The 24105-nt window shown below is 31.2% G+C and carries 23 protein-coding genes; 11 read left to right on the top strand and 12 right to left on the bottom strand.

Annotated features, from left to right (window positions below):
• Positions 1-47 precede the first annotated feature (47 nt).
• Positions 48-1331 carry a UDP-N-acetylmuramoyl-tripeptide--D-alanyl-D-alanine ligase gene (locus CLV86_RS03255; protein WP_121049606.1) on the bottom strand — a complete coding sequence of 428 codons (1284 nt, stop codon included), beginning with the start codon at positions 1329-1331 and terminating at the stop codon, positions 48-50.
• A 66-nt stretch (positions 1332-1397) separates the two neighbouring features.
• Entirely contained in the window at positions 1398-3062 is a 1665-nt protein-coding gene (gene gldJ / locus CLV86_RS03250; protein WP_076733909.1) for a gliding motility lipoprotein GldJ, read from the bottom strand.
• Positions 3063-3349: 287 nt separating this feature from the next.
• On the opposite strand from gldJ, the gene porU reads away from it, so the two are divergent.
• From porU to CLV86_RS03215, 7 genes are all read left to right on the top strand, one after another.
• Entirely contained in the window at positions 3350-7240 is a 3891-nt protein-coding gene (gene porU, locus CLV86_RS03245) for a type IX secretion system sortase PorU (protein WP_121049603.1), read from the top strand.
• A gap of 32 nt (positions 7241-7272) precedes the next feature.
• Complete coding sequence (gene porV / locus CLV86_RS03240) at positions 7273-8520, top strand: type IX secretion system outer membrane channel protein PorV (RefSeq protein ID WP_076733907.1); 1248 nt, start codon at positions 7273-7275, stop codon at positions 8518-8520.
• A 92-nt stretch (positions 8521-8612) separates the two neighbouring features.
• A complete protein-coding gene (cdd, locus tag CLV86_RS03235) occupies positions 8613-9095 on the top strand; it encodes a cytidine deaminase (RefSeq protein ID WP_121049600.1) in 483 nt (160 codons plus the stop codon).
• Positions 9096-9260: 165 nt separating this feature from the next.
• A complete protein-coding gene (pdhA, locus tag CLV86_RS03230; RefSeq protein ID WP_121049597.1) occupies positions 9261-10262 on the top strand; it encodes a pyruvate dehydrogenase (acetyl-transferring) E1 component subunit alpha in 1002 nt (333 codons plus the stop codon).
• A 6-nt stretch (positions 10263-10268) separates the two neighbouring features.
• Entirely contained in the window at positions 10269-11906 is a 1638-nt protein-coding gene (locus tag CLV86_RS03225) for a pyruvate dehydrogenase complex dihydrolipoamide acetyltransferase (RefSeq protein WP_121049595.1), read from the top strand.
• 105 nt (positions 11907-12011) lie between these two features.
• Entirely contained in the window at positions 12012-13016 is a 1005-nt protein-coding gene (locus CLV86_RS03220) for a M28 family metallopeptidase (RefSeq protein ID WP_121049592.1), read from the top strand.
• A complete protein-coding gene (locus CLV86_RS03215; protein ID WP_076733902.1) occupies positions 13009-13695 on the top strand; it encodes an SDR family NAD(P)-dependent oxidoreductase in 687 nt (228 codons plus the stop codon). Before CLV86_RS03220 ends, CLV86_RS03215 begins: the two co-directional genes overlap by 8 nt.
• A gap of 230 nt (positions 13696-13925) precedes the next feature.
• Here CLV86_RS03215 and CLV86_RS03210 read toward each other — a convergent pair whose 3' ends face one another.
• Both CLV86_RS03210 and CLV86_RS03205 read right to left on the bottom strand, forming a co-directional pair.
• Complete coding sequence (locus tag CLV86_RS03210; protein ID WP_028284032.1) at positions 13926-14363, bottom strand: PaaI family thioesterase; 438 nt, start codon at positions 14361-14363, stop codon at positions 13926-13928.
• A 183-nt stretch (positions 14364-14546) separates the two neighbouring features.
• Positions 14547-15047: a hypothetical protein gene (locus tag CLV86_RS03205; RefSeq protein ID WP_121049589.1), complete on the bottom strand. Its 501-nt coding sequence runs from the start codon at positions 15045-15047 to the stop codon at positions 14547-14549.
• 223 nt (positions 15048-15270) lie between these two features.
• Here CLV86_RS03205 and CLV86_RS03200 point away from each other — a divergent pair, with 223 nt between their 5' ends.
• From CLV86_RS03200 to CLV86_RS03185, 4 genes are all read left to right on the top strand, one after another.
• Positions 15271-16314, top strand: a complete 1044-nt coding sequence (locus CLV86_RS03200; protein WP_121049585.1) for a flavin-containing monooxygenase — start codon at positions 15271-15273, stop codon at positions 16312-16314.
• Between the two features lie 159 nt (positions 16315-16473).
• Positions 16474-17799, top strand: coding sequence for a DEAD/DEAH box helicase (locus tag CLV86_RS03195; protein WP_121049581.1), 1326 nt, complete (start codon positions 16474-16476; stop codon positions 17797-17799).
• A gap of 3 nt (positions 17800-17802) precedes the next feature.
• Positions 17803-18012: a DUF6500 family protein gene (locus tag CLV86_RS03190; protein ID WP_121049578.1), complete on the top strand. Its 210-nt coding sequence runs from the start codon at positions 17803-17805 to the stop codon at positions 18010-18012.
• Entirely contained in the window at positions 18013-18237 is a 225-nt protein-coding gene (locus tag CLV86_RS03185) for a VF530 family protein (RefSeq protein ID WP_121049576.1), read from the top strand.
• Positions 18238-18239: 2 nt separating this feature from the next.
• Here CLV86_RS03185 and CLV86_RS03180 read toward each other — a convergent pair whose 3' ends face one another.
• The 8 genes from CLV86_RS03180 to trpD form a co-directional block, all read right to left on the bottom strand.
• Positions 18240-18908, bottom strand: a complete 669-nt coding sequence (locus CLV86_RS03180; protein ID WP_121049574.1) for a DNA alkylation repair protein — start codon at positions 18906-18908, stop codon at positions 18240-18242.
• Positions 18905-19357, bottom strand: coding sequence for a tRNA (cytidine(34)-2'-O)-methyltransferase (locus tag CLV86_RS03175; RefSeq protein ID WP_121049572.1), 453 nt, complete (start codon positions 19355-19357; stop codon positions 18905-18907). The genes CLV86_RS03180 and CLV86_RS03175 overlap by 4 nt, the downstream gene beginning before the upstream one ends.
• A 72-nt stretch (positions 19358-19429) precedes the next feature.
• A complete protein-coding gene (locus CLV86_RS14205; protein WP_170148507.1) occupies positions 19430-19573 on the bottom strand; it encodes a hypothetical protein in 144 nt (47 codons plus the stop codon).
• A 94-nt stretch (positions 19574-19667) separates the two neighbouring features.
• Positions 19668-20432 (bottom strand): tryptophan synthase subunit alpha, encoded by a 765-nt coding sequence (gene trpA, locus CLV86_RS03170; RefSeq protein WP_121049569.1) that lies wholly within the window; start codon positions 20430-20432, stop codon positions 19668-19670.
• A gap of 3 nt (positions 20433-20435) precedes the next feature.
• Entirely contained in the window at positions 20436-21617 is a 1182-nt protein-coding gene (gene trpB / locus CLV86_RS03165; protein WP_121049566.1) for a tryptophan synthase subunit beta, read from the bottom strand.
• A 43-nt stretch (positions 21618-21660) separates the two neighbouring features.
• On the bottom strand, positions 21661-22296 hold the full coding sequence (locus CLV86_RS03160) for a phosphoribosylanthranilate isomerase (RefSeq protein WP_121049563.1): 636 nt from the start codon (positions 22294-22296) through the stop codon (positions 21661-21663).
• Positions 22293-23075 carry an indole-3-glycerol phosphate synthase TrpC gene (trpC, locus tag CLV86_RS03155; RefSeq protein WP_121049560.1) on the bottom strand — a complete coding sequence of 261 codons (783 nt, stop codon included), beginning with the start codon at positions 23073-23075 and terminating at the stop codon, positions 22293-22295. The genes CLV86_RS03160 and trpC overlap by 4 nt, the downstream gene beginning before the upstream one ends.
• The gene (trpD, locus tag CLV86_RS03150) at positions 23075-24067 is read right to left on the bottom strand and encodes an anthranilate phosphoribosyltransferase (protein ID WP_121049557.1); all 993 of its coding nucleotides are present in this window, start codon (positions 24065-24067) and stop codon (positions 23075-23077) included. The genes trpC and trpD overlap by 1 nt, the downstream gene beginning before the upstream one ends.
• Positions 24068-24105 lie beyond the last annotated feature (38 nt).

Genomic DNA, 24105 nt, shown 5'->3' with positions numbered 1-24105 from the left:
TAACTAATTCAATTAAGTATTAGTATTCTAATTTATATAATTACGTATTAAAGTAACTCTAAAATACGTTCTAAAGCCATACCTCTAGAGCCTTTTATTAAAACTGTCGCATTTTCTATATGTAAAGAATTAAAGTTTTCTTTTAACGCATTAAAGGAAGAAAAGCTTTTAATTTTAGTTGAATTACTTTTAGTATTATTAAAATTTTCTCCAATTATATATATGTTATCAATATCTAATTTAGATGCTAAATCGGATATATTTTGGTGTTCTTTCTCAGCTTCATTTCCTAACTCAAACATATCTCCTAAAAAAGCAATTTTGGTATTGTCTTTAAGTTTGCTTAAATTTTCTAAAGCAGCTTTCATGCTTGTTGGGTTTGCATTGTATGCATCCAGAATAATCTTTAAGCTTCCTTTTTCTATTATTTGAGACCTATTATTGCTAGGAGTGTAATTTTCCAAGGCAGTTTTAATATCCATTAAAGGAACATTAAAGTATTTGCCAATTATAGAAGCAGCACAAAGATTAGTAAAATTGTATTTTCCTATAAGTTTAGACTCTATTAAAATGTCATCAATTTTAAATGTTACAAAAGGATTAGCTGATACACTTTCTATTTTAAAGAAATTAGTATTTGTTTCAGAGAAGCCAAACTTTTTAATGTAAGAGTTAAGTTTTTCAATTTGTATGTTGTCATCTGCGTTTAAAAATATATAATTATTGTTTTTAATTAAATAGTTATATAATTCACTTTTTCCTTTAATAACACCTTCAACGCCTCCAAAACCTTCTAAATGTGCTTTTCCAAAATTAGTAATATACCCAAAATCTGGTTTTGCTATATTGCACAAAAAGTCTATTTCTTTTAAATGATTGGCTCCCATTTCTACAATGCCAATTTGGGTGTCTTTAGACATTGCTAAAAGTGTTAATGGAACACCAATATGATTATTTAAATTACCTACAGTAGCAGTGGTTTTGTATTTTTTAGAAAGAACAACATTTATTAATTCTTTAGTAGTGGTTTTACCATTACTTCCTGTTAATGCAATTATAGTGGTTTTTAAGTACGTTCTGTGATAAGAAGCTAAAGCTTGTAACGTTTCTAAAACGTTATTTACTAATATTGTTTGTTTAGATGTATTAAATTTAACTTCATCTATTATTACATATTTAACTCCTAAATCTAATGCAGTTTGAGTAAAAGTATTTCCATTAAAATTATCTCCTTTTAAAGCAAAAAACATACTGTTTTTTGCTATTTTTCTAGTATCTGTAGAAGTGCCATTACAGGTTAAAAATAATTCGTGTAGTTGTTCTATTTTCATAAAATAAAAGTATAAAAAAAGTCCTAACTAAACGTTAGGACTTTTAATATTATTTAAAACTAATTGTTAGTTTTTAGTTTTGTTTTTAGATTTAGATTTAGAACCTACTCTAGACATAGCACACCTAAACCCAATATAGTCTGTTGCCATATTTTGAGGGAAGTAACGTCTTTGAGCTGGATCTAACCAATATTCTCTATCTTTCCAAGAACCTCCTTTAAATACACGCGCTTCGTCGTTTATTAAAGATGTTCTTTTGCTACTTTTATCCCATTCTCTAATCATATTTCCTGCAGAATCAACTTCAGTTCTATGTTTTGGAGAATTATACATTTTGCTAGTAGTTACTTCTTCTTGACCTTCAATTTCTTCAAAATCATCATAACCACGAGAAGAACGTCTATCTCCATCTCTAAAGTTACGGTTGTCACTTCTATCAAAGTTTGTTCTTAAGTAAGTTTCATCTTCATCTACAGGTACTTGAGCAATTTCTCCTGGTAAATCTCTAGCTACTACTTTTCCATTAGGTAATGTATCAAAAACAATTTCATCTGTAGTAACAATTTTAACTGTACCATCTTCTGTAATTGCATTTTTAGTATAAACGTTTCCTCTATAGTAGTTAAAATCATTAAACTCATCATCTACAATAGGTCTGTAAACATCAGCAACCCATTCTGCAACATTTCCAGCCATATCATATAATCCGTAATCATTTGGAGCGTAAGATTTTACTTGACCAGTAATATCTGCACCATCGTCAGACCAACCTGCAATTCCACCATAATCACCTTTTCCTTGCTTAAAGTTTGCTAATTGATCTCCTTTTACCTTACGGTTTCCAGAACGAGTGTACTGTCCATCCCAAGGATATTTTTTACGACCTCTGTAAACATTGTAACTTCTAACTTCAGATAAACCTAAAGCAGCATATTCCCATTCAGTTTCTGTAGGAAGTCTATATTTAGGAGAAATTATACCTGTTTGTCTTGAAGCATAAACATTAATTTCTTCACCATTAGCATCAGTTTGTGGCTTTAATCTGCCACCTCTTAAAATATCTTCATTACCTCCAAAAGTTTGTGTTGGAGCATTTATGTATGTATCTGTACTAAAATTAGCATCTGCAGTTGCTTCGTATTGGCTATCTTGTTTTAAGTATCCTTCTTCTTGTAATGCTTTTTCTTGAACTCTATCCGATCTCCAGTTAGCATACTCAACAGCTTGAATCCAGCTTACTCCAACTACAGGATACTGTCCGTAACCTGGATGACGTAAATAGTTTTCTGTCATTACTTCATTGTAACCTAAACGGTTTCTCCATACTAAAGTATCTGGTACTACACCTTCATATATTTTTCTAAAGTTTTCATCTTCTGGTGGGTATACTTGCTTAATCCAATCTAAATACATTAAGTAATTTTGGTTGGTAACTTCAGTTTCATCCATGTAAAAAGATTGAACGTGTTGTTGATTAGGTGTGTTATTCCAATCGTGCATAACATCATCTTGAACACGTCCCATTGTAAAGGTACCTCCTTCTATAAACACAGTTCCTGGAGGTGTTTCTTGTTCTTTAAATTTTGTGTTGTATTGAAATCCGCCTTCTTTAGCATTAATTTCCCAACCAGTGGCACTATCTACATTCGATCCGCCAGATCTACCACATCCAACCAAGGTTAGTGATACAGCTAATAGCATTAAAACCCTTGATACAATTACTTTTTTCATACTTAATATGTTTATGTAAGCTAATTATGTTTTTTTTGGAGACGCAATATAATAATTCTACCTAACTCTACAAGTTATTTTGCAAAATTAACTTAAAAAAATATTACACTTCAACCTATTTATTTACTTTACATCGATTTAAAATTTGTTTTTAAAAACGTTTTTTAACGATGTTTTGAAACATTATAACGTCTGTTTTTTTAATTTATTATTGTAATTTTGAAACGTTTTTATGAAAATGTTAAAATTATAATAATAACATTTAAATAATCACGTTATTTAAAGCAATGAAAAAGATATTATTTGTTATTACAGTACTGCTATGTACTCTAGTATATTCGCAACAAAAGAAATTTAATTTAACTTGGACTGATTCTAAAACTTTAAGCACAGGAAGTTATAGCTTAACGCTCCCTATTTTTTTGCCTGAAGAAAATTATAGTATCAACCCAAAAACAGGAATAAGTTTTGTCGCTCAATGGGATGTTAGCTCAAGTATTAACGAAGATAATGTTACATTATCTAACGTTAAATATGCTTCAATTTCAAAATCAGAATTAAAAGATCTTGATTTAAAAACGATTCCATCTACTCTTCAATATAGTTTAAAAAATGCTATAGCAAGAGAAAATAGATATGCTCTTCTTACAGTCTCTAGTATTATAAAAACGGGAACAAATGCGTACAAAAAAATTACTTCTTTTACTGTAAACTACGAAAACTCTAATGTTTCTTATAGAACTAATAATAATCAAACTATTACTAATTCTGTATTAAGCTCTGGAACTTGGTATAAATTTGGAATAGATAAATCTGGTGTTTTTAAATTGTCTAAAAGTTTTTTAAATAGTTTAGGTATTAATACAGATGTTATCGATCCAAGAACAATTAAAATTTATGGTAATGGTGGGCAAATGATACCTTATTTAAATAATGAGGATTATCCTTTAGATCCTGTAGAGAATGCTATAAAAGTGGTTGGTGAGCAAGATGGTGTTTTTAACGATGGAGATTATGTAATGTTTTATGGAGTGGGTCCTAAAGGTATTGTGGATAATTCAATTATTAATACAAATATAAACCCATATCAAGATGTAACGTATTATTATTTAAATGTTGGTTTTGGTTTTGGAAAGAGAATTCAAAACATGATTGAACCTACGGCCAATGCAACAGTTAATATTTCAACATTTCAAGATTATAAATTTCATGAAGTTGATGAGTTTAATTTAGCTTTTGTTGGAAGAAGATGGTTTGGTGATAAATTGGATGTAGAAACAACTAAATCTTTCGATTTTAATTTTCCTAACATTGTTACAGAAGAATCGGTTAAGTTTAAATTTTTTGGAGCATCTACATCTGGGAGTTCTGCAAATTGGACAATTAGTGCTAATAATAATGTTATTACAACTTTAACAACTCCAGGAATTAACTTAAATGACGATATTTACGGAGTAAATGTAAGCTATAATGGTGATGTTAATGTAAGTTCAGATAATATTTCTATAACAGTAGATTACGATAAATTAGGAGTGCCTAGTGCTGTAGGATATATAGATTATATATCAATTGAAGCAACAAGAAATCTAAATTTTATTGGCACACAATTTGAATTTTACAATCGAATTTCTGCTGAAAATACTGGAGTAGGAATGTACACTATAAGTAATGCGGCTAATCTTTCTGAAGTTTGGGATATTACAGATATAAATAATATTACTACAAAACTTAATTCTGAATCTACATTAAATTTTAAAGCAAATTTAGGGAGTTTAAAAAAATATGTTGCGGTAACACCGTTTAATTTGTTTGAACCTTTAAATTTAGGTGTGTCAACAGTTTTTAATCAAAACATAAAAGGCACAATATTTAAAAACGCTCAAGGAGATTTTCAGGATATAGATTACGTAATAGTATCACCAAACTCACTTATTAGTCAAGCAAGTCGTCTAGCACAAATAAATAGAGAGAAAAATAATTTAAATGTAAAGGTAATTAGCTTAGAAGCTATATATAGTGAGTTTAATACTGGTAATACAGATATTGCTGCTATTAGAAATTTAGCTAAATACGTTTATGATAATGCAAGCTCAGCAGATAAAAGAATTAAATACCTATGTCTTTTTGGAGATAGTTCGTTCGATTATAAAGGAAGAGTAGCTTCAAATACATATAATACACCATCTTGGCATGCTTATGAGAGTTTTAACCTAACAGGTTCATACGTTTCAGATGATTTTTATGGAATGATGGATCCAAATGAAGGCACAATGATTTCTTCAGATAAATTGGATATTGCAGTTGGTCGATTCCTTGCCGATTCTCCAGATCGCGCTAAAGAAATGGTAGATAAAGTTGAAGTCTATTATTCTACTGCCGCATTAGGTAATTGGAGGAATAATTTTTTAGCAATTTCAGACGATGTTGATGATGTTTATGAAGCAGAATTGCAAGAAACCACAGATCAAATTGCCGATGATATTACAGCAGCAAAACCATTTTTAAATCCAGTTAAAGTTCACACAGATGCATACCAACAAGAAGCCTCTTCTGGTGGAGATCGTTATCCTTCTGTAACTACAGCAATAGCTAATGCTGTAGAAAATGGAGCTTTAGTGGTTAATTATTTTGGTCATGGAGGAGAAGATGGTTGGGCATTCGAGAGATTGTTTCAAAAACCAGATGTACAAGCTTTAAGAAACGAGTGTAAATTAAGTTGTTTTGTAACCGTAACTTGTGAGTATACACGTTTCGATAATCCATTAAGAGTTACAGCTGGAGAATTAGTATATTGGAATAAAGATGGAGGAGCTATTTCGCTAGTATCCACAACACGTCAAATCTATTTTTCGGTTGGTGTAAATTTTAATAAAAAATTAGAGGAATATCTATTCTCCTATAATGATTCCGATATTTATGAAGATCATGAGTATCCTTCTATAGCAGAAGCTTTAAGGTTAACTAAAGTAAGTAATAGTATAGCTGGTGTAGGGCAAAAAACTTTAGTTTTTAGTTTTGGTGACCCAGCATTAAAATTAGCATTTCCAAAACCTAATGTGCGTTTAACAAAAATAAACGATGTCCCAATAGCAGGTAATAATGAGGTTTTAGAGGCATTAAGTTATGCGAAACTTTCTGGCGAAGTTACAGATGTTGCAGGAAATGTTTTAACAAACTATAACGGAAAAGTAGTTACAACTATTTACGATAAGCCTATTACAAGAGAAACATTAGGTAATGATTTCACGTATGATGGACCAAACCTTATTATTATGGAATTCGAAACATTAGGAGAAGTGATTTTTCGAGGGCAATCTACTGTTACTAATGGTGAATTTGAATTCGATTTTATTGTGCCAAGAGATATTGGTGTGCCAGTTGGTTTTGGAAAAGTAAGTTTTTATGCATCTCAAGAAGGGTCTGTTAACGATCAATCTGGTGCTGCAGTAAATACACTACAAATTGGAGGAGTAAATGAAAACGCAGCAGAAGATAATATAGGTCCAAATATAAGTCTCTATATGAATGATGAAAATTTCGTTTCAGGAGGTGTTACAAACGAATCTCCAACATTACTATTAAAATTACAAGACGAAAACGGAATTAATACTGCTAGTGGTATTGGTCATGATATCGTAGCTATATTAGATGGAGATGAAGTAAATCCATATGTGCTTAATAATTATTACGTAACAGAGTTAGATGATTATACTAAAGGATCTTTAACGTATCCATTTAGAGATTTAGAGCCAGGTTTACACACCTTAACATTAAAAGCATGGGATGTTTACAATAATTCTTCTACCGCAGAGTTACAGTTTAGAGTATTTAATGAAGATGAAAGTTTAATAATAGAAAACGTATTAAACTACCCAAACCCATTTGTAAATTATACAGAGTTTTGGTTTACTCATAATAGCTCAGAAACTTTAGATATATCTGTACAAATTTTCACCGTTTCAGGAAAATTAGTTAGAACATTAAACGGTCAAACCAATGGAGACGCATGTTTAAATTGCGGAAAAGCAGCAAATTCTACATCTAGAGATATTGTTTGGGATGGTAGAGACGATTTTGGTGATAAAATAGGAAAAGGAACTTATGTCTATAAATTAAAAGTGCATTCTAGCGCTACAAATAAAACAGTAGAAAGAATAGAGAAACTTGTAATACTATAATAAAGATTTATATTTGTCAAATAAAAAAAATTATGAAAAAGAATATATTAGTACTAATGGTGTTTGCTTTTGCTTTAAAAAGTTATTCACAAACACCTGCAAATTCATTTGTAGTTCAACCTTATCAAGACACAAGGGTAATAACTACAGGTGTGCCTTTTTTATTAATAGCGCCAGATGCTAGAGCAGCTGCAATGGGAGATATGGGTGTTGCCACCTCACCAGATGCCTTCTCTCAGCAATGGAATCCTGCAAAATATGTTTTCTCTACAGCAAAATCTGGAGTAGGAGTTAGTTATACTCCATATTTAAGCAAATTAGTTAACGATATATTTCTTGGTAATGTTACCTATTTTAACAGAATAAATGAGCAAAGTGCATTTGCAGCAAGTTTTAAATATTTCTCGCTTGGAGATATTGAATTTGTTGAAGATGAAAACTCTATCCCATTAATTCAATCACCAAACGAGTTAACGTTAGATTTATCTTATACATTAAGATTAAGTGACCAATTTGGTATGGCTGTAGCCATGCGTTATTTACGTTCAGATTTAAAATTAAACTTAGGAGATAATGATGCAACAGCAGCAAGTACATTTGGTGTAGATATCACAGGATATTATCAAGGAGAAGAGGAAGCTTATAACGATTTTAATGGTCGTTGGAGAGGTGGTTTTGCCATCCAAAATTTAGGACCTAAATTTAAATATGATGAAGGTGGTCAAGAAAATTTTCAACCAACAACTTTACGTTTAGGAGGTGGCTTCGATTTTATTTTCGATCAATATAACAAATTAGGAGTAACAGCAGAGTTTGCAAAACTTTTAGTGCCAACACCTCCAGTTTTAGGAGATAGAATAGAATATACCGAAAGTGGTGAAACACCAGGTTATCAAGCAGACGAAGATATAACAGTTGCAACAGAAAACAATTATATTATAGATGGTCAAGATAATAATGTAGATTTTGTTTCAGGAATATTTCAATCTTTTGGTGATGCTCCAGGTGGATTTAAAGAAGAACTACAAGAATTTACTTACGCTGTTGGTTTAGAGTACTTATATCAAGAATCTTTTGCCTTTAGAACAGGTTACTTTAACGAGCACGAAACAAAAGGAGCTCGTAAGTTTTTTGCTTTAGGAGCAGGTTTTAAATACAATGTATTAAATATCGATTTATCATATTTATTCTCTGCATCAAAGGTGCAAAGCCCATTAGAAAGTACATTGCGTTTTTCTTTAACATTTAATCTTGGAGAAGGAGAATATACAGAGTATTAATAATTTATTTATATTTATACAAATTAAAACTATTGCCCAAAGCAATAGTTTTTTTGTCTAATTTAGTTTTTAGCCCTTTTTAAATATAATATATGAAAGAAGTTAAAATAGAATCGAAACTATATATTTTCGATTCTTTAAAAGAAACTCCAGAAAATATTCAAAGCCTAATGCAAGAAGCAATTAAAGCAAGAGAAAACGCTTACGCTCCATATTCTAACTTTCATGTTGGAGCAGCTATTCTTTTAGATAATGGAGAGATTGTTTCTGGTAGTAATCAAGAAAATGCTTCTTATCCTTCTGGTTTATGTGCAGAACGTACAGCAATTTTTTATGCCGGAGCAAAATTTCCAAAGGCAAAAATTATAAAAATGGCAATTACAGCAGCGTCTAAAAACCAAAAAACTAGCGAGCCAATTCCTCCATGTGGAGCATGTAGGCAATCTATTGCAGAGTACGAAACAAAACAAAATCAGCCTGTAGAAATTTATTTTATGGGTGAAATAGGTAAGGTTATGAAGTCTAATTCATTAGCTAACCTATTACCATTTGGATTCGATTCTTCAAATCTATAACGTTTTCGTAAATAATTTGTCAATTTTCGCTTTTGCATTACCAATTCAAAGTATTACTTTTGTTAGTACAACTCAATTTTTTAAATTGAAATAATTGATTAATACCAGTTTTAAATTGGTAATAAAAAAAATGAACGATTTATTTTTTTATAATAAACACCAAAAATGCAGAAAATAACTAAAGAAGTTTACCTTAAATGGTATGAAGATATGTATTTCTGGAGAAAGTTTGAAGACAAACTTGCTGCAGTTTATATCCAACAAAAAGTTCGTGGATTCCTTCACTTATATAATGGTCAAGAAGCAGTATTAGCAGGAGCTTTACATGCAATGGATTTAACAAAAGATAAAATGATTACTGCATACCGTAATCACGTTCAACCTATAGGTATGGGTGTAGATCCTAAGCGTGTTATGGCAGAGCTTTATGGTAAAGCAACCGGAACATCTAAAGGTTTAGGTGGTTCTATGCACATTTTTTCTAAAGAACACCGTTTTTATGGAGGACATGGTATTGTTGGAGGTCAAATTCCATTGGGAGCAGGAATTGCTTTTGGAGACAAATACCACGATAAAGATGCTGTAACTATTTGCTGTTTTGGTGACGGAGCTGCAAGACAAGGTTCTTTACACGAAACATTTAACTTAGCAATGTTATGGAATTTACCTGTTGTTTTTGTTTGCGAAAACAATGGTTATGCCATGGGTACAAGTGTAGAGCGTACTGCAAACCATACAGATGTTTGGAAGTTAGGACGTGGATACGAGATGCCTTCTGGGCCAGTAGATGGAATGAATCCTATTAAAGTAGCTGAAGCTTTTGATGAGGCAATTACAAGAGCTAGATCTGGTGGCGGACCAACATTTTTAGAAGTAAAAACATACAGATATAGAGGTCACTCAATGTCTGATGCACAACATTATAGAACAAAAGAAGAAGTAGAAGAGTACAAGAAAATAGATCCTATTAAACAAGTTAAGGATATAATTCTTAAAGAAAAATACGCTACCGAAGACGAAATAAAAGATATAGATAAGCGTGTTAAAGCATTAGTTTCAGAATGTGAGAAATTTGCAGAAGAATCTCCATACCCAGAAAAGAGTGTTATGTACGATTCTGTTTATGAGCAAGAAGATTATCCATTTATAGAGCATAAAATAAAATAATAAGCTATGGCAGAAGTAATAAATATGCCGCGTTTAAGCGACACAATGGAAGAAGGAACTGTAGCAAGTTGGCTTAAAAAAGTAGGTGATAAAGTAGAGGAAGGCGATATATTAGCTGAAATTGAAACAGACAAAGCTACCATGGAATTTGAATCTTTTAATGAAGGTACATTACTTCATATTGGTATTCAAGAAGGAGAGACAGCAAAAGTAGATTCACTTTTAGCTATTATTGGAGAAGAAGGTGAAGATATTTCAGGTTTATTAGAAGGCGGTTCTGCACAAGAAAAACCAACAGAAAATAAAGCTAAAGAAGAGGATAAAGTTGAAGAAGAGTCTGATAACTCAACAGCAACCGAGTCAACATCTGAAAGTTTACCAGAAGGAGTTGTTGTTGTAACAATGCCACGTTTAAGTGATACTATGGAGGAGGGTACTGTAGCAACTTGGTTAAAGAAAGTTGGTGATACAGTAGAAGAAGGCGATATTCTTGCAGAAATAGAGACAGATAAAGCAACAATGGAGTTTGAATCTTTTCAGTCTGGAACTTTACTTCATATAGGTTTAGAAGAAGGAGATTCAGCAAAAGTAGATTCGCTTTTAGCAATTATTGGTCCTGAAGGAACAGATGTATCTTCAGTAGCTAAAAACTTTTCAGTAGAAGGTTCTTCAGCTAAAAAAGAAGAAGCACCAAAAAAGGAAACGCCTAAAAATGAAGCTCCAAAAACAGAAACTAAAAAAGAAGCGCCTAAAGCTTCAGCTTCGACATCAAATTCTACACCTGATGGCGGTAGAGTATTTGTTTCACCTTTAGCCAAAAAAATGGCAGAGGAGAAAGGTATTCAGCTTAATCACGTTAAAGGAACAGGAGAAAACGGTCGTATTGTAAAGCGAGATATAGAAAACTTTACATCTACTCAAGCATCATCGGCATCAGCAGCTAAATTTGTACCTACTGGTCAAGAAGATTTTGATGAAGTTCCAAACTCTAACATGCGTAAAGCTATTGCTAAAAACTTAGCAAAATCTAAATTTACTGCACCACATTACTACTTAAATGTAGAGTTTGATATGGAAAATGCTATTGCTTTTAGAAAGCAATACAATTCTGTACCTGATACAAAAATATCTTATAATGATATTGTTGTAAAAGCATGTGCATTAGCTTTAAAACAACATCCACAAGTTAACTCTCAGTGGTTTGATGATAGAATGAAATTAAATAACCATGTACATATTGGTGTTGCAGTAGCAGTACCAGACGGTTTATTAGTACCAGTAGTTAAATTTGCTAACGAGCAAACTTTACCACAAATTGGTGCAGCGGTTAGAGAATATGCTGGTAAGGCAAGAAATAAAAAACTTGCTTTAGACGAAATGGAAGGTAGTACTTTTACTGTTTCTAATTTAGGAATGTTTGGTATAGATAGTTTTACTTCTATTATTAATCAACCTAATTCAGCAATTTTATCTGTTGGAAATATTGTAGAGAAGCCAGTAGTTAAAAACGGACAAATAGTTGTTGGTAATACAATGAAATTATGTTTAGCTTGCGACCATAGAACAGTAGATGGTGCAACAGGAGCACAATTTTTACAAACATTAAAAGGATATATTGAAAATCCAGTTACAATGCTAGTATAATTTTTACCATTAAGAGGTAAACCAATAATCTTAATAAAACTAAAAACCTATTTCATAAATATGAAGTAGGTTTTTTTTATCTTTAAACTCAAATAAAAAAATCACATGAAAATAATAACTACACTTAGTGTTTTAGCTTTATTTATAGGTTGCGATTCTGCTAAAAAAACATCTAATACAACTATTCAAAATACCACCGAAAAAATAACACAAACGGTAGAGAATAAAAAGGAAGATCAAGATTTTATAAATGCTGCAGAAATAAAAGAAATAGTGTCTTTTTTAGCTTCAGATAATTTGAATGGTCGAGACACCGGAAGTGAAGGTATAGATAAAGCTGCAACTTACATAGAAACAGCATTTAAAAAGTACGGATTAAAGCCATATTTCGATACATATCGCGATAATTTTAAAGTCGAAACACTCGACGCTTTTAATGTTGTTGGGTATTTAGAAGGAACAGATGCTAAGCTTAAAAACGAATTTATTATTATTGGAGCACATTACGACCATATTGGTTCTGGTAAAGATGTAAATGGAGATACTATTGCTAATGGAGCTAATGATAATGCTGCGGGAACGAGTGGTGTAATAGCTTTGGCAAAATATTTTTCTGAAAATAAAAACAATAAAAGAAGCATTATTTTTACAACATTTACTGCTGAAGAAAAAGGATTATTAGGCTCAAAACATTTGGCGGAAAGACTAAAGGAAAGTGAAATTAACCTGTACACAATGATTAATTTAGAGATGATTGGTGTACCTTTTAAAGATAGAGACTATCAAGCATTTATTACAGGCCACGAATTATCAAACCTAGGAGAAAAAATGAATAATTATGCAGGCGAAAAACTTATTGGAGCGTCAGATGTTTCAAAAAAATATGGGTTGTTTAAAAGGTCAGATAATTATGCTTTTTACCAAGCTTTTAATGTGCCAAGTCACACTGTGTCGTCTTGCGATTTAACTAATTTTGATTTTTACCATCATGTAGATGATGAGGTAGATAAATTAGATTATAATTTTATGGCAAGTCTAATAAATAAATTAGCACCAGTAATAGAAACAATGGCAAATACAGCATCACAAGAAATTAAAATGCATGAATAGTAAAAATATTATAATTACCGGAACAAGTAGAGGTATTGGTTTTGAGTTGGTACATATCTTAGCAAATCAAGGTCATAATGTATTGGCGCTATCAAGAAACGCACAGCCAGTAAGTAATCTTCAGTTTGATAATATAGAATCTTTTGCTTTCGATTTAGGAAAAAAAGAAGACTATAAAAAGGTTGAAGATTACGTGACTAAAGAGTGGAAGCATGTAGATATTTTAATTAATAATGCAGGAGCATTGTTAAATAAACCATTTGCAGAAACCTCTATGGAAGATTTTGAACACGTTTATAAAACAAACGTATTTGGTGTTGCCGAAATGACGCGTCGTGTTTTACCATTTTTAAAAAGCGATGGACACGTAGTCACCATTAGTTCTATGGGAGGTGTACAAGGTAGTGTTAAGTTTCCTGGACTGTCTGCATATAGTTCTAGTAAAGGTGCAGTGGTAACGCTTACAGAGCTTTTAGCCGAGGAGTATAAAGAAACTGGACCAAGCTTTAATGTACTTGCTTTGGGTGCAGTACAAACAGAAATGCTAGAAGAAGCTTTTCCTGGCTATCAAGCACCTACAACAGCTTTAGAAATGGCAGAATATATTGCAGATTTCTCTTTAAATGGTAATAAGTATTATAACGGTAAAATGTTACAGGTCTCTAATTCTACACCTTAAATTTCGAGATTTCGAATTTTTATAACGGTTTGTGTAAGAATAGTAAGGGATTTCGAAGGACTGAACTTTCAATTTATCACTTAGCCAAATTTGCAATTTTTTCTTTAATTAATAGACATGCAAAATTGTAAATTTTGCGGACTTTGTAAAATGCACTTCACTTTGGGATAAGCACTAAAACCCTTATTATTTTTACACTTTGTTACCTGTAGGCTATTTTGTTTCAGTTCCTATTTTTCCGTTGATTTGTTAATTCGTATGAAATTATATACGCCTTTTCCTTCTGCAATTAATTCATCATTCTGAAAGGCTTTCATTTTCGTTACAAGTATTCTATTACCTAACCTAACTATTTTACCTTCCACAATTATTTCAGATGCTTCAGCACCTTTTAAATAATCTATTCTTAAATCAATAGTTACTAATTTATCTTCCAATGACGTAAAGTGAGTGCTTCCTGCAATACCACCAACAGAGTCCATTATTGTAGCAATAATTCCTCCGTGCCACCTGTTTGTTCTCATATCTCCAACAATTTCATCTCTAAAGGGAACTTTAACTTTTACAAACCCTTTTTCAAGTTCCAATAATTTTAGTCCTAAAAATTTATGAACTGGAATACCTTCTTCAATTATTTGTTTAATAAATCCTATGTTTTTTTCTATCATTTATTTTGATTCTAATTATTGTTCTTGGCTTACAGGTAACGTCACTCGAATATGATTCCGTTTCAATGAATTATATTCAACGTTATATAAATTCGAAGTTAGCAGATTTTTTTTACAAAGTCAAATTCTTGTATAAATGAAATAGCTAGTAATTTTTTTTAGTTAATTAAGTATTAAAATGCTTTAAATCAACGTAAATTTAATAGGGTTCATTAATCTCCAAGTACCACGTATTTTGGACGATTTTTTTAAAATAATTAAAAACTTCTTTTCATTACTACTGCAAACCAACGTAATTTTTCCTCTCTCTATTTGTAATTTGGATTCAGGATTTGCTTCATATTTTACTTTTTGTAAAACAATATTATCCCATTCAATACCAAACGCAATTCCTTTTTTAATAGCTTTTCTAAAACTTTCAATAGCTCCAGTTTTAAACTCTAAAATTATAGAGTCTACTTCAGGTATGTTTTCTTTTGGATTTGCCGCTTTAACTAACGGAATAAGGTATTTAATATCTTCTTTTGTTGGTAGACTTCTTAGTATTTTTTTTTCGTTCTGTTTTTTTAAAGCTTTAAATACAGTGGTAACCAGTTTAGTTTTTTCGAAGTTTTCTTGAGAAAATATATTTTGAGATATAAATAATGAGATGATAAACAATAAAATATATTGTTGGTTTTTCATGTTTTTAAATTTTATTATTTTTTAACTGCTAAAAACTTTGTTTTAAAGTCTTTTACAATTGCATAGCTAATAAATATTTGTTTTGGTAATATGTTGTTTAAACTTTATTTAGGTTCTAAGCAAATATACCTTAAAATTAAACTAGTGAATTGTTATTAATTAGTAAATACTTAGTGGTTCTCACTTATGTTTCTATTTTTGCATGGAATTAAATTAGTTACAGATGTTGGATTATGTGGTAATAGGAGGAGCGCAAGCAGGATTAGCAATGGCTTATCATTTAAAAGCAATGAACAAAGAGTTTATTGTTGTTGATGGTGAAAAGGAGATTGGTGCCTCTTGGTTAAATAGGTGGGATTCTTTAAAATTATTTACACCTACCGAATATAACCATCTTCCAGGTTTTAAATTTCAAGCTCCAAAAGGACATTATCCTACCAAGTTTGAAGTGGCTAATTATTTTAAATCCTACGTAGATAAATTTAAAATTCCAGTACAACTAAATACGTTGGTTACAGCTGTGCATAAAACAGAAAAAGGGTTTTATATCGAGCATAAAAATGGAGAAATTGAAGCTAAAAATGTTATTGTAGCAACCGGACCATTTCATATACCTTATACGCCGCCTTGCCATACAAAGATTTCAGAAAGCATACTTCAAATGCATAGTAATTATTATAAAAATGCAAAACAATTACAAGATGGAGATGCATTGGTTGTGGGTGGTGGCGATTCTGGTTATCAAATTTTAAACGAAATTTCTAAAAATAAATCAAGAACCGTTTATTTCTCTGGAGATACAAATGTAAAATCTATACCACAACAATTTTTAGGTAAAACATTATGGTGGTGGTTTACATTAGTAGGCTTTTTAAGTTTTAGTAAATATAGTTGGATTGGAAAAAAAATTAATTCTTCTACACAGCCAGTTATAGGTACAGACGTAAAAGAGATATTATCCAGAGACAATGTTATTGCTGTTGGGAGAACTAAAGATGCTTTAAATAATGATATTTTTTTTAAAACTAAAAAAGTATCGACAATTAAAAACATTGTTTGGGCTACAGGTTATCGCCCTAATTTTAACTGGATTCAAGGTCTAGAATTAGATGCAGATAATTACCCAAAAAATTACAGAGGAGTAAGTAATATAGAAGGCTTATATTTTATAGGATTACCATGGATGTATACACGTGGCTCGGCAACTTTAGGAGGAGTAAGTAAAGATGCAGATTATTTGGCTGGTGTTATTAGCAATAAAAATTGATAGTTTTATTTATTAAATTTGTTTAAAACACAAACATTTGCCAATTATAGCAGCAAACTATAAATAAGTACTACCTTTACACAAAAAAAAGAGGTGATGTTTATAAAATAGATGTTCATCTTAAAACGCCAAATTAAGGCTCTCAAGTAAACACTATTTATGTCATTTAAATTATTAGGGCTGTCCGAGCCTATACTAAAAGCAATTAGTAAAAAAGGATACAATATACCTTCACCAATACAAGCAAAAGCAATACCACCAGTTTTAGATGGATACGATGTTTTAGCATCTGCACAAACAGGAACAGGAAAAACAGCAGGTTTTACTTTGCCAATGTTGCACTTATTAAGCGAAAACCCTAAAGAAAAATTTAGACCTATTCGTGCATTAGTATTAACACCAACACGAGAATTAGCAGCGCAAGTGTATGCTAATGTTAAAGAATATAGCGAATTTTTAAATTTAAGAAGTGCCGTTATATTTGGCGGTGTAAACCAAAAACCACAAGTAGCAACTATTAGAAAAGGTGTAGATGTTTTGGTGGCAACACCAGGTCGTTTAATAGATTTAAACAACCAAGGCTTATTGTCTTTAAAACGTGTAGAAATATTTGTTTTAGATGAAGCAGATAGAATGCTTGATATGGGTTTTTTACGTGACATAGAACGCGTCATGAAACTAATGCCAGATAAAAGGCAAAACCTTATGTTTTCTGCAACGTTTTCTAAGGATATAAAAAAGTTAGCTTTTAATATTCTTAAAAATCCTGTACAGGTTGAAGCTACTCCTGAAAATACAACAGTTGAAGCTATATCCCAAAAAATATATCGTGTAGCAAAAGGTTTAAAAACCGATTTGGTAATTAAATTAATTTCCGATGGTAATTGGAAACAAGTACTTGTGTTTACACGTACAAAACACGGAGCCAATAAATTAACTAAGAAAATGATTAGCTCCGGAATTACCGCTGCAGCAATTCATGGAAATAAAAGTCAAGGCGCAAGAACCAAAGCTTTAAAAGGTTTTAAAGACGGTACAATTCGCGTAATGGTAGCAACAGATATTGCCGCACGTGGATTGGATATTCCATTATTACCACATGTTATTAATTTTGAAATACCCAATATTTCTGAAGATTATGTACACAGAATAGGAAGAACAGGTAGAGCAGGAGCTAAAGGAGAAGCTATATCTTTAGTAAGTGCGGACGAAACACAGTATTTACGTGATATTGAAAAGCTAATTGGAGAAAAATTACCAGTACAAATAATGGAAGGTTTCGAGCCAGATCCCAATGCATCTACAGCACCAATAAAACCAAGGCAAAATAGACAGCCAAGAAATAAAAAGGCAAAAGGTCCTGGAGATAGGTCTAAAAAGAATTCTAACTCAAGAAATGGAGGAGGAAGAAACCGTAGTAAAAATAAGAGCAGAAGTTCTAGTAACGATAGACGCTCAACTAGTGATAGACGTTCTAGAAATTAAAGGATGACTAAAGAATTAAAAGAAAAAATTATAGAAGTCTGCAATCAAAAAATTGCTCAAAAAGGAGATAATGTCGGATTATCATTTTATGCGTTTTTTAAAAATAAAAATGACAATCCAAAATTGCTAATGGAGGCTGCTACTTGGTGGATTGAAACGCACCAATTAGATCATTTTGAGAAAGCTATTAAAATAAAACAAATGGTATTATAAATGTCACAACCAAACAATCCACTCCACGGAATTAAACTTGAGAAAATTGTAACCGATTTACAAGCGCATTATGGTTGGGAATACATGGGTTATAATATAAAAATTAAATGTTTTACAGATAACCCATCAGTTAAATCTAGTCTTAAATTTTTACGCCGTACACCTTGGGCTCGAAAAAAAGTTGAGGATTTTTATTTAGAATACTTAAAGAAAAATAATATATAATATTAAGTAATTAGTCTTAAAGCTTCTTTTTTGCTTAAATTACTTAGCGGTGTAGCTGCTACAAATTCTAAAACCCAATTAGGATTTGTGCGACTATATTCTCTTAAAACCCAACCAATGGCTTTGTTTATAAAAAACTCTTTAGAGCCCAAAAGGTTATTAATGGTGTAAGCCATTAAACTAGAATCTAAATCTGTTTTGTATTTTAATTGAAATAATAACGCAGAACGTTGCAACCATATATGTTCTGAATTTAACCACTTATCAACGTATTCTTTTTGTAATTCGGGAAAGATTTTAAAGTAGTTGCCTAATAGTTTTACTGCTATAAAATCTACAGTATCCCACCAAGATTTATTAGTTATCATAAACTCGAATAAAGCAATGTCTTTTTGTTCTGTTTGCTTTAAATAATTAAAAGAAAGTTCTTGTGCAAAATATTGAAATTCTCTTTCTGGTTTAGCCCAAAGTGTTTTAACTATAGTTTCTAATTCTTCTTTTTCTGGAAGATAGGTTTTAACTAAAAATGGTTTTTGAATGCTTCTTCTTACTTCCGTTTTAATACCATAAGTTACAAATTGATCTCGCATATAAGCTTGCTGCTTTAATGCTATTTGGGAATTTGCATTACGAGAAAATTCAGTTTCTAAAGCACTTATTAAGTTATTCATTTTAATTGCCTTAAACCTTCGTAAATTATAATGCTTACAGCGTTTGCTAAGTTTAGACTGCGTACATGTTCGCTGTAAAGTGGAATTTTAAATAAAGCGTTTTCATGTTTTTGAATGATAGGTTTTGGTAAGCCTTTAGATTCTTTACCAAATATTAAAAATAAATCATCTTCAAATTTAATATCCCAATGTTGCTTTTTGCCATGACTTGATAAAAAAGCCATTTTCTTGTCTTTATTTATTTTAAAAAAATCTTGAATACTATCATAATATGTAACGTTAAGATGTTGCCAATAATCTAGTCCGGCTCGCTTTAACCTCGCGTCTGTAATTTCAAAACCAAAAGGCTTTACTAGGTGTAGATTAGAACCAGATGCTAAAGCTAGTCTACCAATGTTTCCTGTATTATTAGGTATTTCGGGTTCTATTAAAACAATGTTTAATGCCATAATAATTATAATAAGTAAAGCCCAAACTTAATATTAAGTTTGGGCTTTACAAAGTAATAATTTTAAAATAAATTATTGCTTGTTTTGTTGCTTCTTGATAGTTGATTTATCAATATCAAATTTATTTGTTTTTATATCCGTGTTCCCAGTTGGGTTGGTAGGATTTGTTTGTGTTTTTGTAGTTTTAAATTTCTTTTTGTCTTTTATAGTTCCCATAATATTTTTGTTTTATTGATTCTATACTAATATACAAATCATCAATAAAAACATATCACAAGGCTTAGTTAAAACATTGATTATCAATGCTAAACTATCTTAAAATTAGGCTTGTAAAATTATTTATTTTAGTAACACCTTCGCTTTTTAAGTGTTTTATAAACGCAGAACCTATAATCGCTCCTTTAGCATATTTTGTAGCTTGTTTAAAAGTTTCACTATCACTAATACCAAAACCTATAATTTGAGGATTCTTTAAGTTCATATCTGCAATGCGTTTAAAGTAATTAGTTTGTGCTTCTCCAAAACCAGAGCTGCTACCTGTTACACTTGCGCTACTTACCATATAAATAAATCCATTTGAAATGGAATCTATAAAATTAATACGTTCTACAGAGGTTTGCGGAGTTATTAAAAACACATTTATTAAACCATATTTTTCAAAAATAGCTTTGTATTTTTCGTTATAAACATCTACAGGCAAATCTGGAATTATTAAACCATCAATACCAATATCTTGACACTTTTTACAAAATGCTTCTACACCATATTGAAGCATAGGATTAAAATAACCCATAAGTATTAATGGAATAGACACGGTTTTACGAATGTCTTTTAATTGATTAAAAAGAACATTGGTTGTCATTCCGTTTTTTAATGCTTGTGTAGAGCTTGCTTGTATTGTTGGTCCATCTGCTAATGGGTCGCTAAAAGGTAGTCCTATTTCAATCATATCTACACCATTTTTTTCAAGGTTTTCTATTATTGAGACTGTGTCGTCTAGTTTAGGGAAACCTGCAGAAAAATATATAGAAAGTAACTTTTTATTTTCTTTTAGTTTTTGATTAATTCTATTCACAATTTATAATTTGAAATGATTAATATAAGTATCAAGATCTTTATCTCCACGACCAGACAAACTTAATACAACAATATCGTCTGGTTTAAATGTTTTATGTCCAAAAACAGCTAGTGCGTGAGAACTTTCTATTGCAGGAATGATGCCTTCTAGTTCGCATAATTCTAATCCAGCAGTCATAGCTTGATCGTCTGTAACCGAAACAAATTCGGCACGTCCAGTTTTAAATAAATGAGCATGCATTGGTCCAACACCCGGATAATCTAGTCCAGCAGAAATAGAATATGGTTCTGTAATCTGTCCGTCGTTAGTTTGCATTAATAAGGTTTTACTACCATGAATAATACCTTCTTTACCTAATGCCGAGGTTGCTGCACTTTTTCCAGAGTTAACACCTTTTCCTGCGGCTTCAACGGCTATTAAATTTACATTAGTGTTTTCTAAATAATGATAATAAGCACCTGCAGCATTACTACCTCCACCTACACATGCTATTACATAGTCTGGTGTGCTTTTTCCTTCTTTTTCTTGTAATTGCCACTGTATCTCCTCTGAAACGACAGCTTGAAATCTAGCTACCATATCTGGATATGGATGAGGTCCAACAACACTTCCAATAATATAATGTGTGTCTACAGGATTGTTTATCCAATCTCTTATGGCTTCATTAGTAGCGTCTTTTAATGTTTTGCTTCCAGATAATGCTGGTACAACTTTAGCGCCTAACATTTTCATTCTTGCAACATTTGGTGCTTGACGTGCAATATCAATTTCTCCCATGTAAACAATACACTCCATGCCCATAAGTGCACAAACAGTTGCTGTTGCTACACCATGTTGTCCTGCTCCAGTTTCTGCTATAATTCGTTTTTTTCCTAAACGCTGAGCCATTAAAATTTGACCAATAGTATTGTTAATTTTGTGAGCTCCAGTATGGTTTAAGTCTTCTCGTTTTAAATAAATTTTTGTATTGTATTTTTTACTTAATCGTTTTGCAAAGTAAAGTGGAGATGGGCGCCCGACGTAATCTTTTAATAATTGATTAAACTCTTCTTTAAAAGAAGGTTCTTGCATTACTTTTAGGTAATTTAAGCGTAGCTCTTCTACATTTGGGTAAAGCATTTCTGGAATGTATGCGCCTCCAAAATCGCCGTAGTAACCTTTGTTGTTGATGTTATATTTCATTTTCTTTTTCAATGAATAAAGTAATTTCTACCTTAAATAGTAATTATCTTATATAGTTAGCATCTATTAATTTTTTTTGAAAAGCTTTTAGCTTTGTAATGTCTTTTAATTTTGCAGCAGTTTCAAATTTGCTGTTTAAATCTAATGTGCAGCAAAGTTCAGACTCTGGCCTTTTTAAAAATAGGAGCAAAGCATCTAATTCTTTTGGACCAATACCACCACTTAAAAAGTAAGGTTTAATGGATGGGTATTTTTTTAAAACATTCCAGTTAAAAGTATAGCCATTTCCACCAGGTTCTTTGCCTTTTGTATCGAATAAATAATAATCGCAAACGTCTTCAAAAGGTTCTAAAACTTTAAAATCGAATTGATTTTTTATAGAAAACACTTTAATTACTATTATATCTAAAGCTTTTAATTTAGAACATAATTCTGGTGTCTCATCACCATGTAACTGTACACCTTGTAGATTATGTTTTTCTACTTTTCCTCTAATATAATCGAAGGTAGAATTTACAAAAACACCTATTTTTTTAATGTTCTCTGGTAGTTCTGGTATTACACTATTAAAGTATCGAGGTGATTTTTCATAAAAAATGAAACCCATATAACTAGGATTAAGTTCTGCAACATCAAGGATGTTGTTTTCATTTTTCATTCCACATATTTTTAGATTCATTTTAAATCGTTTATAAATTTTTGGGCACTATTGCCTGCATTATCTGTTTTCATAAAATTTTCACCAATTAAAAAGCCTTTATAGCCAAAAGGCTGTAAGGTTTTAATGGCTTCTATACTGCTTATTCCACTTTCTGATACTTTTACGAAATCATCTGGAATTTGTTCGCTCAATAGTTTGCTTGTTTCTAGGCTAACTTCAAACGTTTTTAAATTTCTATTATTTACACCAAGCATATCTAGGCTAGGCATGATTGATTTTTGTAATTCTGCTTCATTATGCACTTCCAATAATACGTCTAAATTTAGGCTTTTTGCAAACTCAGAATATTGCTTAATTTCAGCTTTTGTTAAAATGGCTGCTATTAGTAAAATAACATCTGCACCATAAGCTTTAGCTTCAATAATTTGATATTGGTCTATAATAAATTCTTTACGTAGTAATGGTAAATTGCAACTTGCTCTCGCGGTTAATAAATCGTCTAAAGAGCCACCAAAATATTTTCCATCTGTTAAAACAGACATGCCGCAAACTCCAGCATTTTCATAACCTTTGGCTACATCGAATACGTTTAGAGTGTTGTTAATTATTTGTTTTGAAGGCGATCTGCGTTTGTGTTCTGCAATTATTCCTGTATTACTATTTTTTAATTTATTAGCTAACGAAATGGTTTTTTTATTAAAAAGGATTGATTGTTCTAACTGTGCTACGGGAATAAGTTGTTTTCGAAGGTTTACTTCTATACGTTTGTCTTTAACTATTTTTGTTAAAATATCCATTATTTACTTAATTGAATTAAACGTTCTAAACTTGCTTTTGCTTTGCCGCTTTCTAAACTCTCTTTTGCTAATTCAAATCCTTCTTGATGAGAAATGTTTTTTACTGTAGCAATAGCTAATCCTGCATTGGCAAAAACAACATTATTTTGTGCTTCTGTTCCTTTATTATTAATTATATTTTTGAAAATTTTTGCAGCTTCTTTTACTGTTGCTCCTCCAAAAATATCTGCTTGTTCCAATTGTTCAACTTTTAAATCTGATGGCTCTATTATGGTTTCTGCATTATTAGAAATAATTTTAGTTTTTCCTGTTAAAGAAATCTCATCGTAGCCATCTAAAGCATGTACAATACTGTATTTTTTGTCTGTATTTTGATATAAATAACCGTAAAGTCTTTGTAATTCTAAATTAAAAACTCCAACCATTTGGTTTTGCGGAAAAGAAGGATTTACCATTGGACCTAACATGTTAAAAAATGTTTTTACACCCAATTCTTTTCTAATTGGAGCTACATGTTTCATGGCTGGATGAAACAATGGCGCATGTAAAACACATATACTTGCTTGGTCTAAAGCGTATTTTAAAAAGTCTGCTTTTTTTGAAAAATGAATACCTAAAGCTTCCATAACATTTGAAGATCCTGAAGCAGATGACACACCATAATTACCATGTTTTGCAACTTTTACTCCAGCTCCAGCAGTTACAAAAGAAGAAATTGTAGAGATATTAAAAGTGTCTTTTCCATCTCCACCAGTTCCACACAAGTCTATAGTATTAAAATTAGATAAATCTATTCTTATGCATAACTCTAAAAGAGCATCACGAAATCCTTTAAGCTCTTCTAAGGTAATGCTACGCATCATAAATACAGTTAGAAAAGAAGCAATTTGGCTTTGGTTATATTGCCCTTTAGAAATGTTTATTAACACATTTCTAGCCTCTTCGCTCGAGATGTTTTCGTGATTAATTAATCTGTTTAATATTTTTCTCATTTTATTTCCGCGAAAGCGATTAACTTTATTATTTTAAA

Source organism: Lacinutrix venerupis, from assembly GCF_003663945.1.
Lineage (GTDB): Bacteria > Bacteroidota > Bacteroidia > Flavobacteriales > Flavobacteriaceae > Lacinutrix > Lacinutrix venerupis.
Note: the sequence above shows the minus strand (reverse complement) of the source record. Positions and strands in the feature narration are given on the sequence as shown.

Bases quoted from the DNA above. Each gene is read 5' to 3' on its own strand.
- CLV86_RS03215 (WP_076733902.1), top strand. From the start codon at position 13,009: ATGAATAGTAAAAATATTATAATTACCGGAACAAGTAGAGGTATTGGT.
- CLV86_RS03225 (WP_121049595.1), top strand. From the start codon at position 10,269: ATGGCAGAAGTAATAAATATGCCGCGTTTAAGCGACACAATGGAAGAA.
- porV (WP_076733907.1), top strand. From the start codon at position 7,273: ATGAAAAAGAATATATTAGTACTAATGGTGTTTGCTTTTGCTTTAAAA.
- trpB (WP_121049566.1), bottom strand. From the start codon at position 21,617: ATGAAATATAACATCAACAACAAAGGTTACTACGGCGATTTTGGAGGC.
- CLV86_RS03175 (WP_121049572.1), bottom strand. From the start codon at position 19,357: ATGGCATTAAACATTGTTTTAATAGAACCCGAAATACCTAATAATACA.
- CLV86_RS03185 (WP_121049576.1), top strand. From the start codon at position 18,013: ATGTCACAACCAAACAATCCACTCCACGGAATTAAACTTGAGAAAATT.
- CLV86_RS03200 (WP_121049585.1), top strand. From the start codon at position 15,271: ATGTTGGATTATGTGGTAATAGGAGGAGCGCAAGCAGGATTAGCAATG.
- CLV86_RS14205 (WP_170148507.1), bottom strand. From the start codon at position 19,573: ATGGGAACTATAAAAGACAAAAAGAAATTTAAAACTACAAAAACACAA.
- CLV86_RS03205 (WP_121049589.1), bottom strand. From the start codon at position 15,047: ATGAAAAACCAACAATATATTTTATTGTTTATCATCTCATTATTTATA.
- CLV86_RS03180 (WP_121049574.1), bottom strand. From the start codon at position 18,908: ATGAATAACTTAATAAGTGCTTTAGAAACTGAATTTTCTCGTAATGCA.
- CLV86_RS03255 (WP_121049606.1), bottom strand. From the start codon at position 1,331: ATGAAAATAGAACAACTACACGAATTATTTTTAACCTGTAATGGCACT.
- trpD (WP_121049557.1), bottom strand. From the start codon at position 24,067: ATGAGAAAAATATTAAACAGATTAATTAATCACGAAAACATCTCGAGC.
- CLV86_RS03160 (WP_121049563.1), bottom strand. From the start codon at position 22,296: ATGAATCTAAAAATATGTGGAATGAAAAATGAAAACAACATCCTTGAT.
- CLV86_RS03210 (WP_028284032.1), bottom strand. From the start codon at position 14,363: ATGATAGAAAAAAACATAGGATTTATTAAACAAATAATTGAAGAAGGT.
- CLV86_RS03220 (WP_121049592.1), top strand. From the start codon at position 12,012: ATGAAAATAATAACTACACTTAGTGTTTTAGCTTTATTTATAGGTTGC.
- pdhA (WP_121049597.1), top strand. From the start codon at position 9,261: ATGCAGAAAATAACTAAAGAAGTTTACCTTAAATGGTATGAAGATATG.
- cdd (WP_121049600.1), top strand. From the start codon at position 8,613: ATGAAAGAAGTTAAAATAGAATCGAAACTATATATTTTCGATTCTTTA.
- trpC (WP_121049560.1), bottom strand. From the start codon at position 23,075: ATGGATATTTTAACAAAAATAGTTAAAGACAAACGTATAGAAGTAAAC.
- porU (WP_121049603.1), top strand. From the start codon at position 3,350: ATGAAAAAGATATTATTTGTTATTACAGTACTGCTATGTACTCTAGTA.
- CLV86_RS03190 (WP_121049578.1), top strand. From the start codon at position 17,803: ATGACTAAAGAATTAAAAGAAAAAATTATAGAAGTCTGCAATCAAAAA.
- CLV86_RS03195 (WP_121049581.1), top strand. From the start codon at position 16,474: ATGTCATTTAAATTATTAGGGCTGTCCGAGCCTATACTAAAAGCAATT.
- gldJ (WP_076733909.1), bottom strand. From the start codon at position 3,062: ATGAAAAAAGTAATTGTATCAAGGGTTTTAATGCTATTAGCTGTATCA.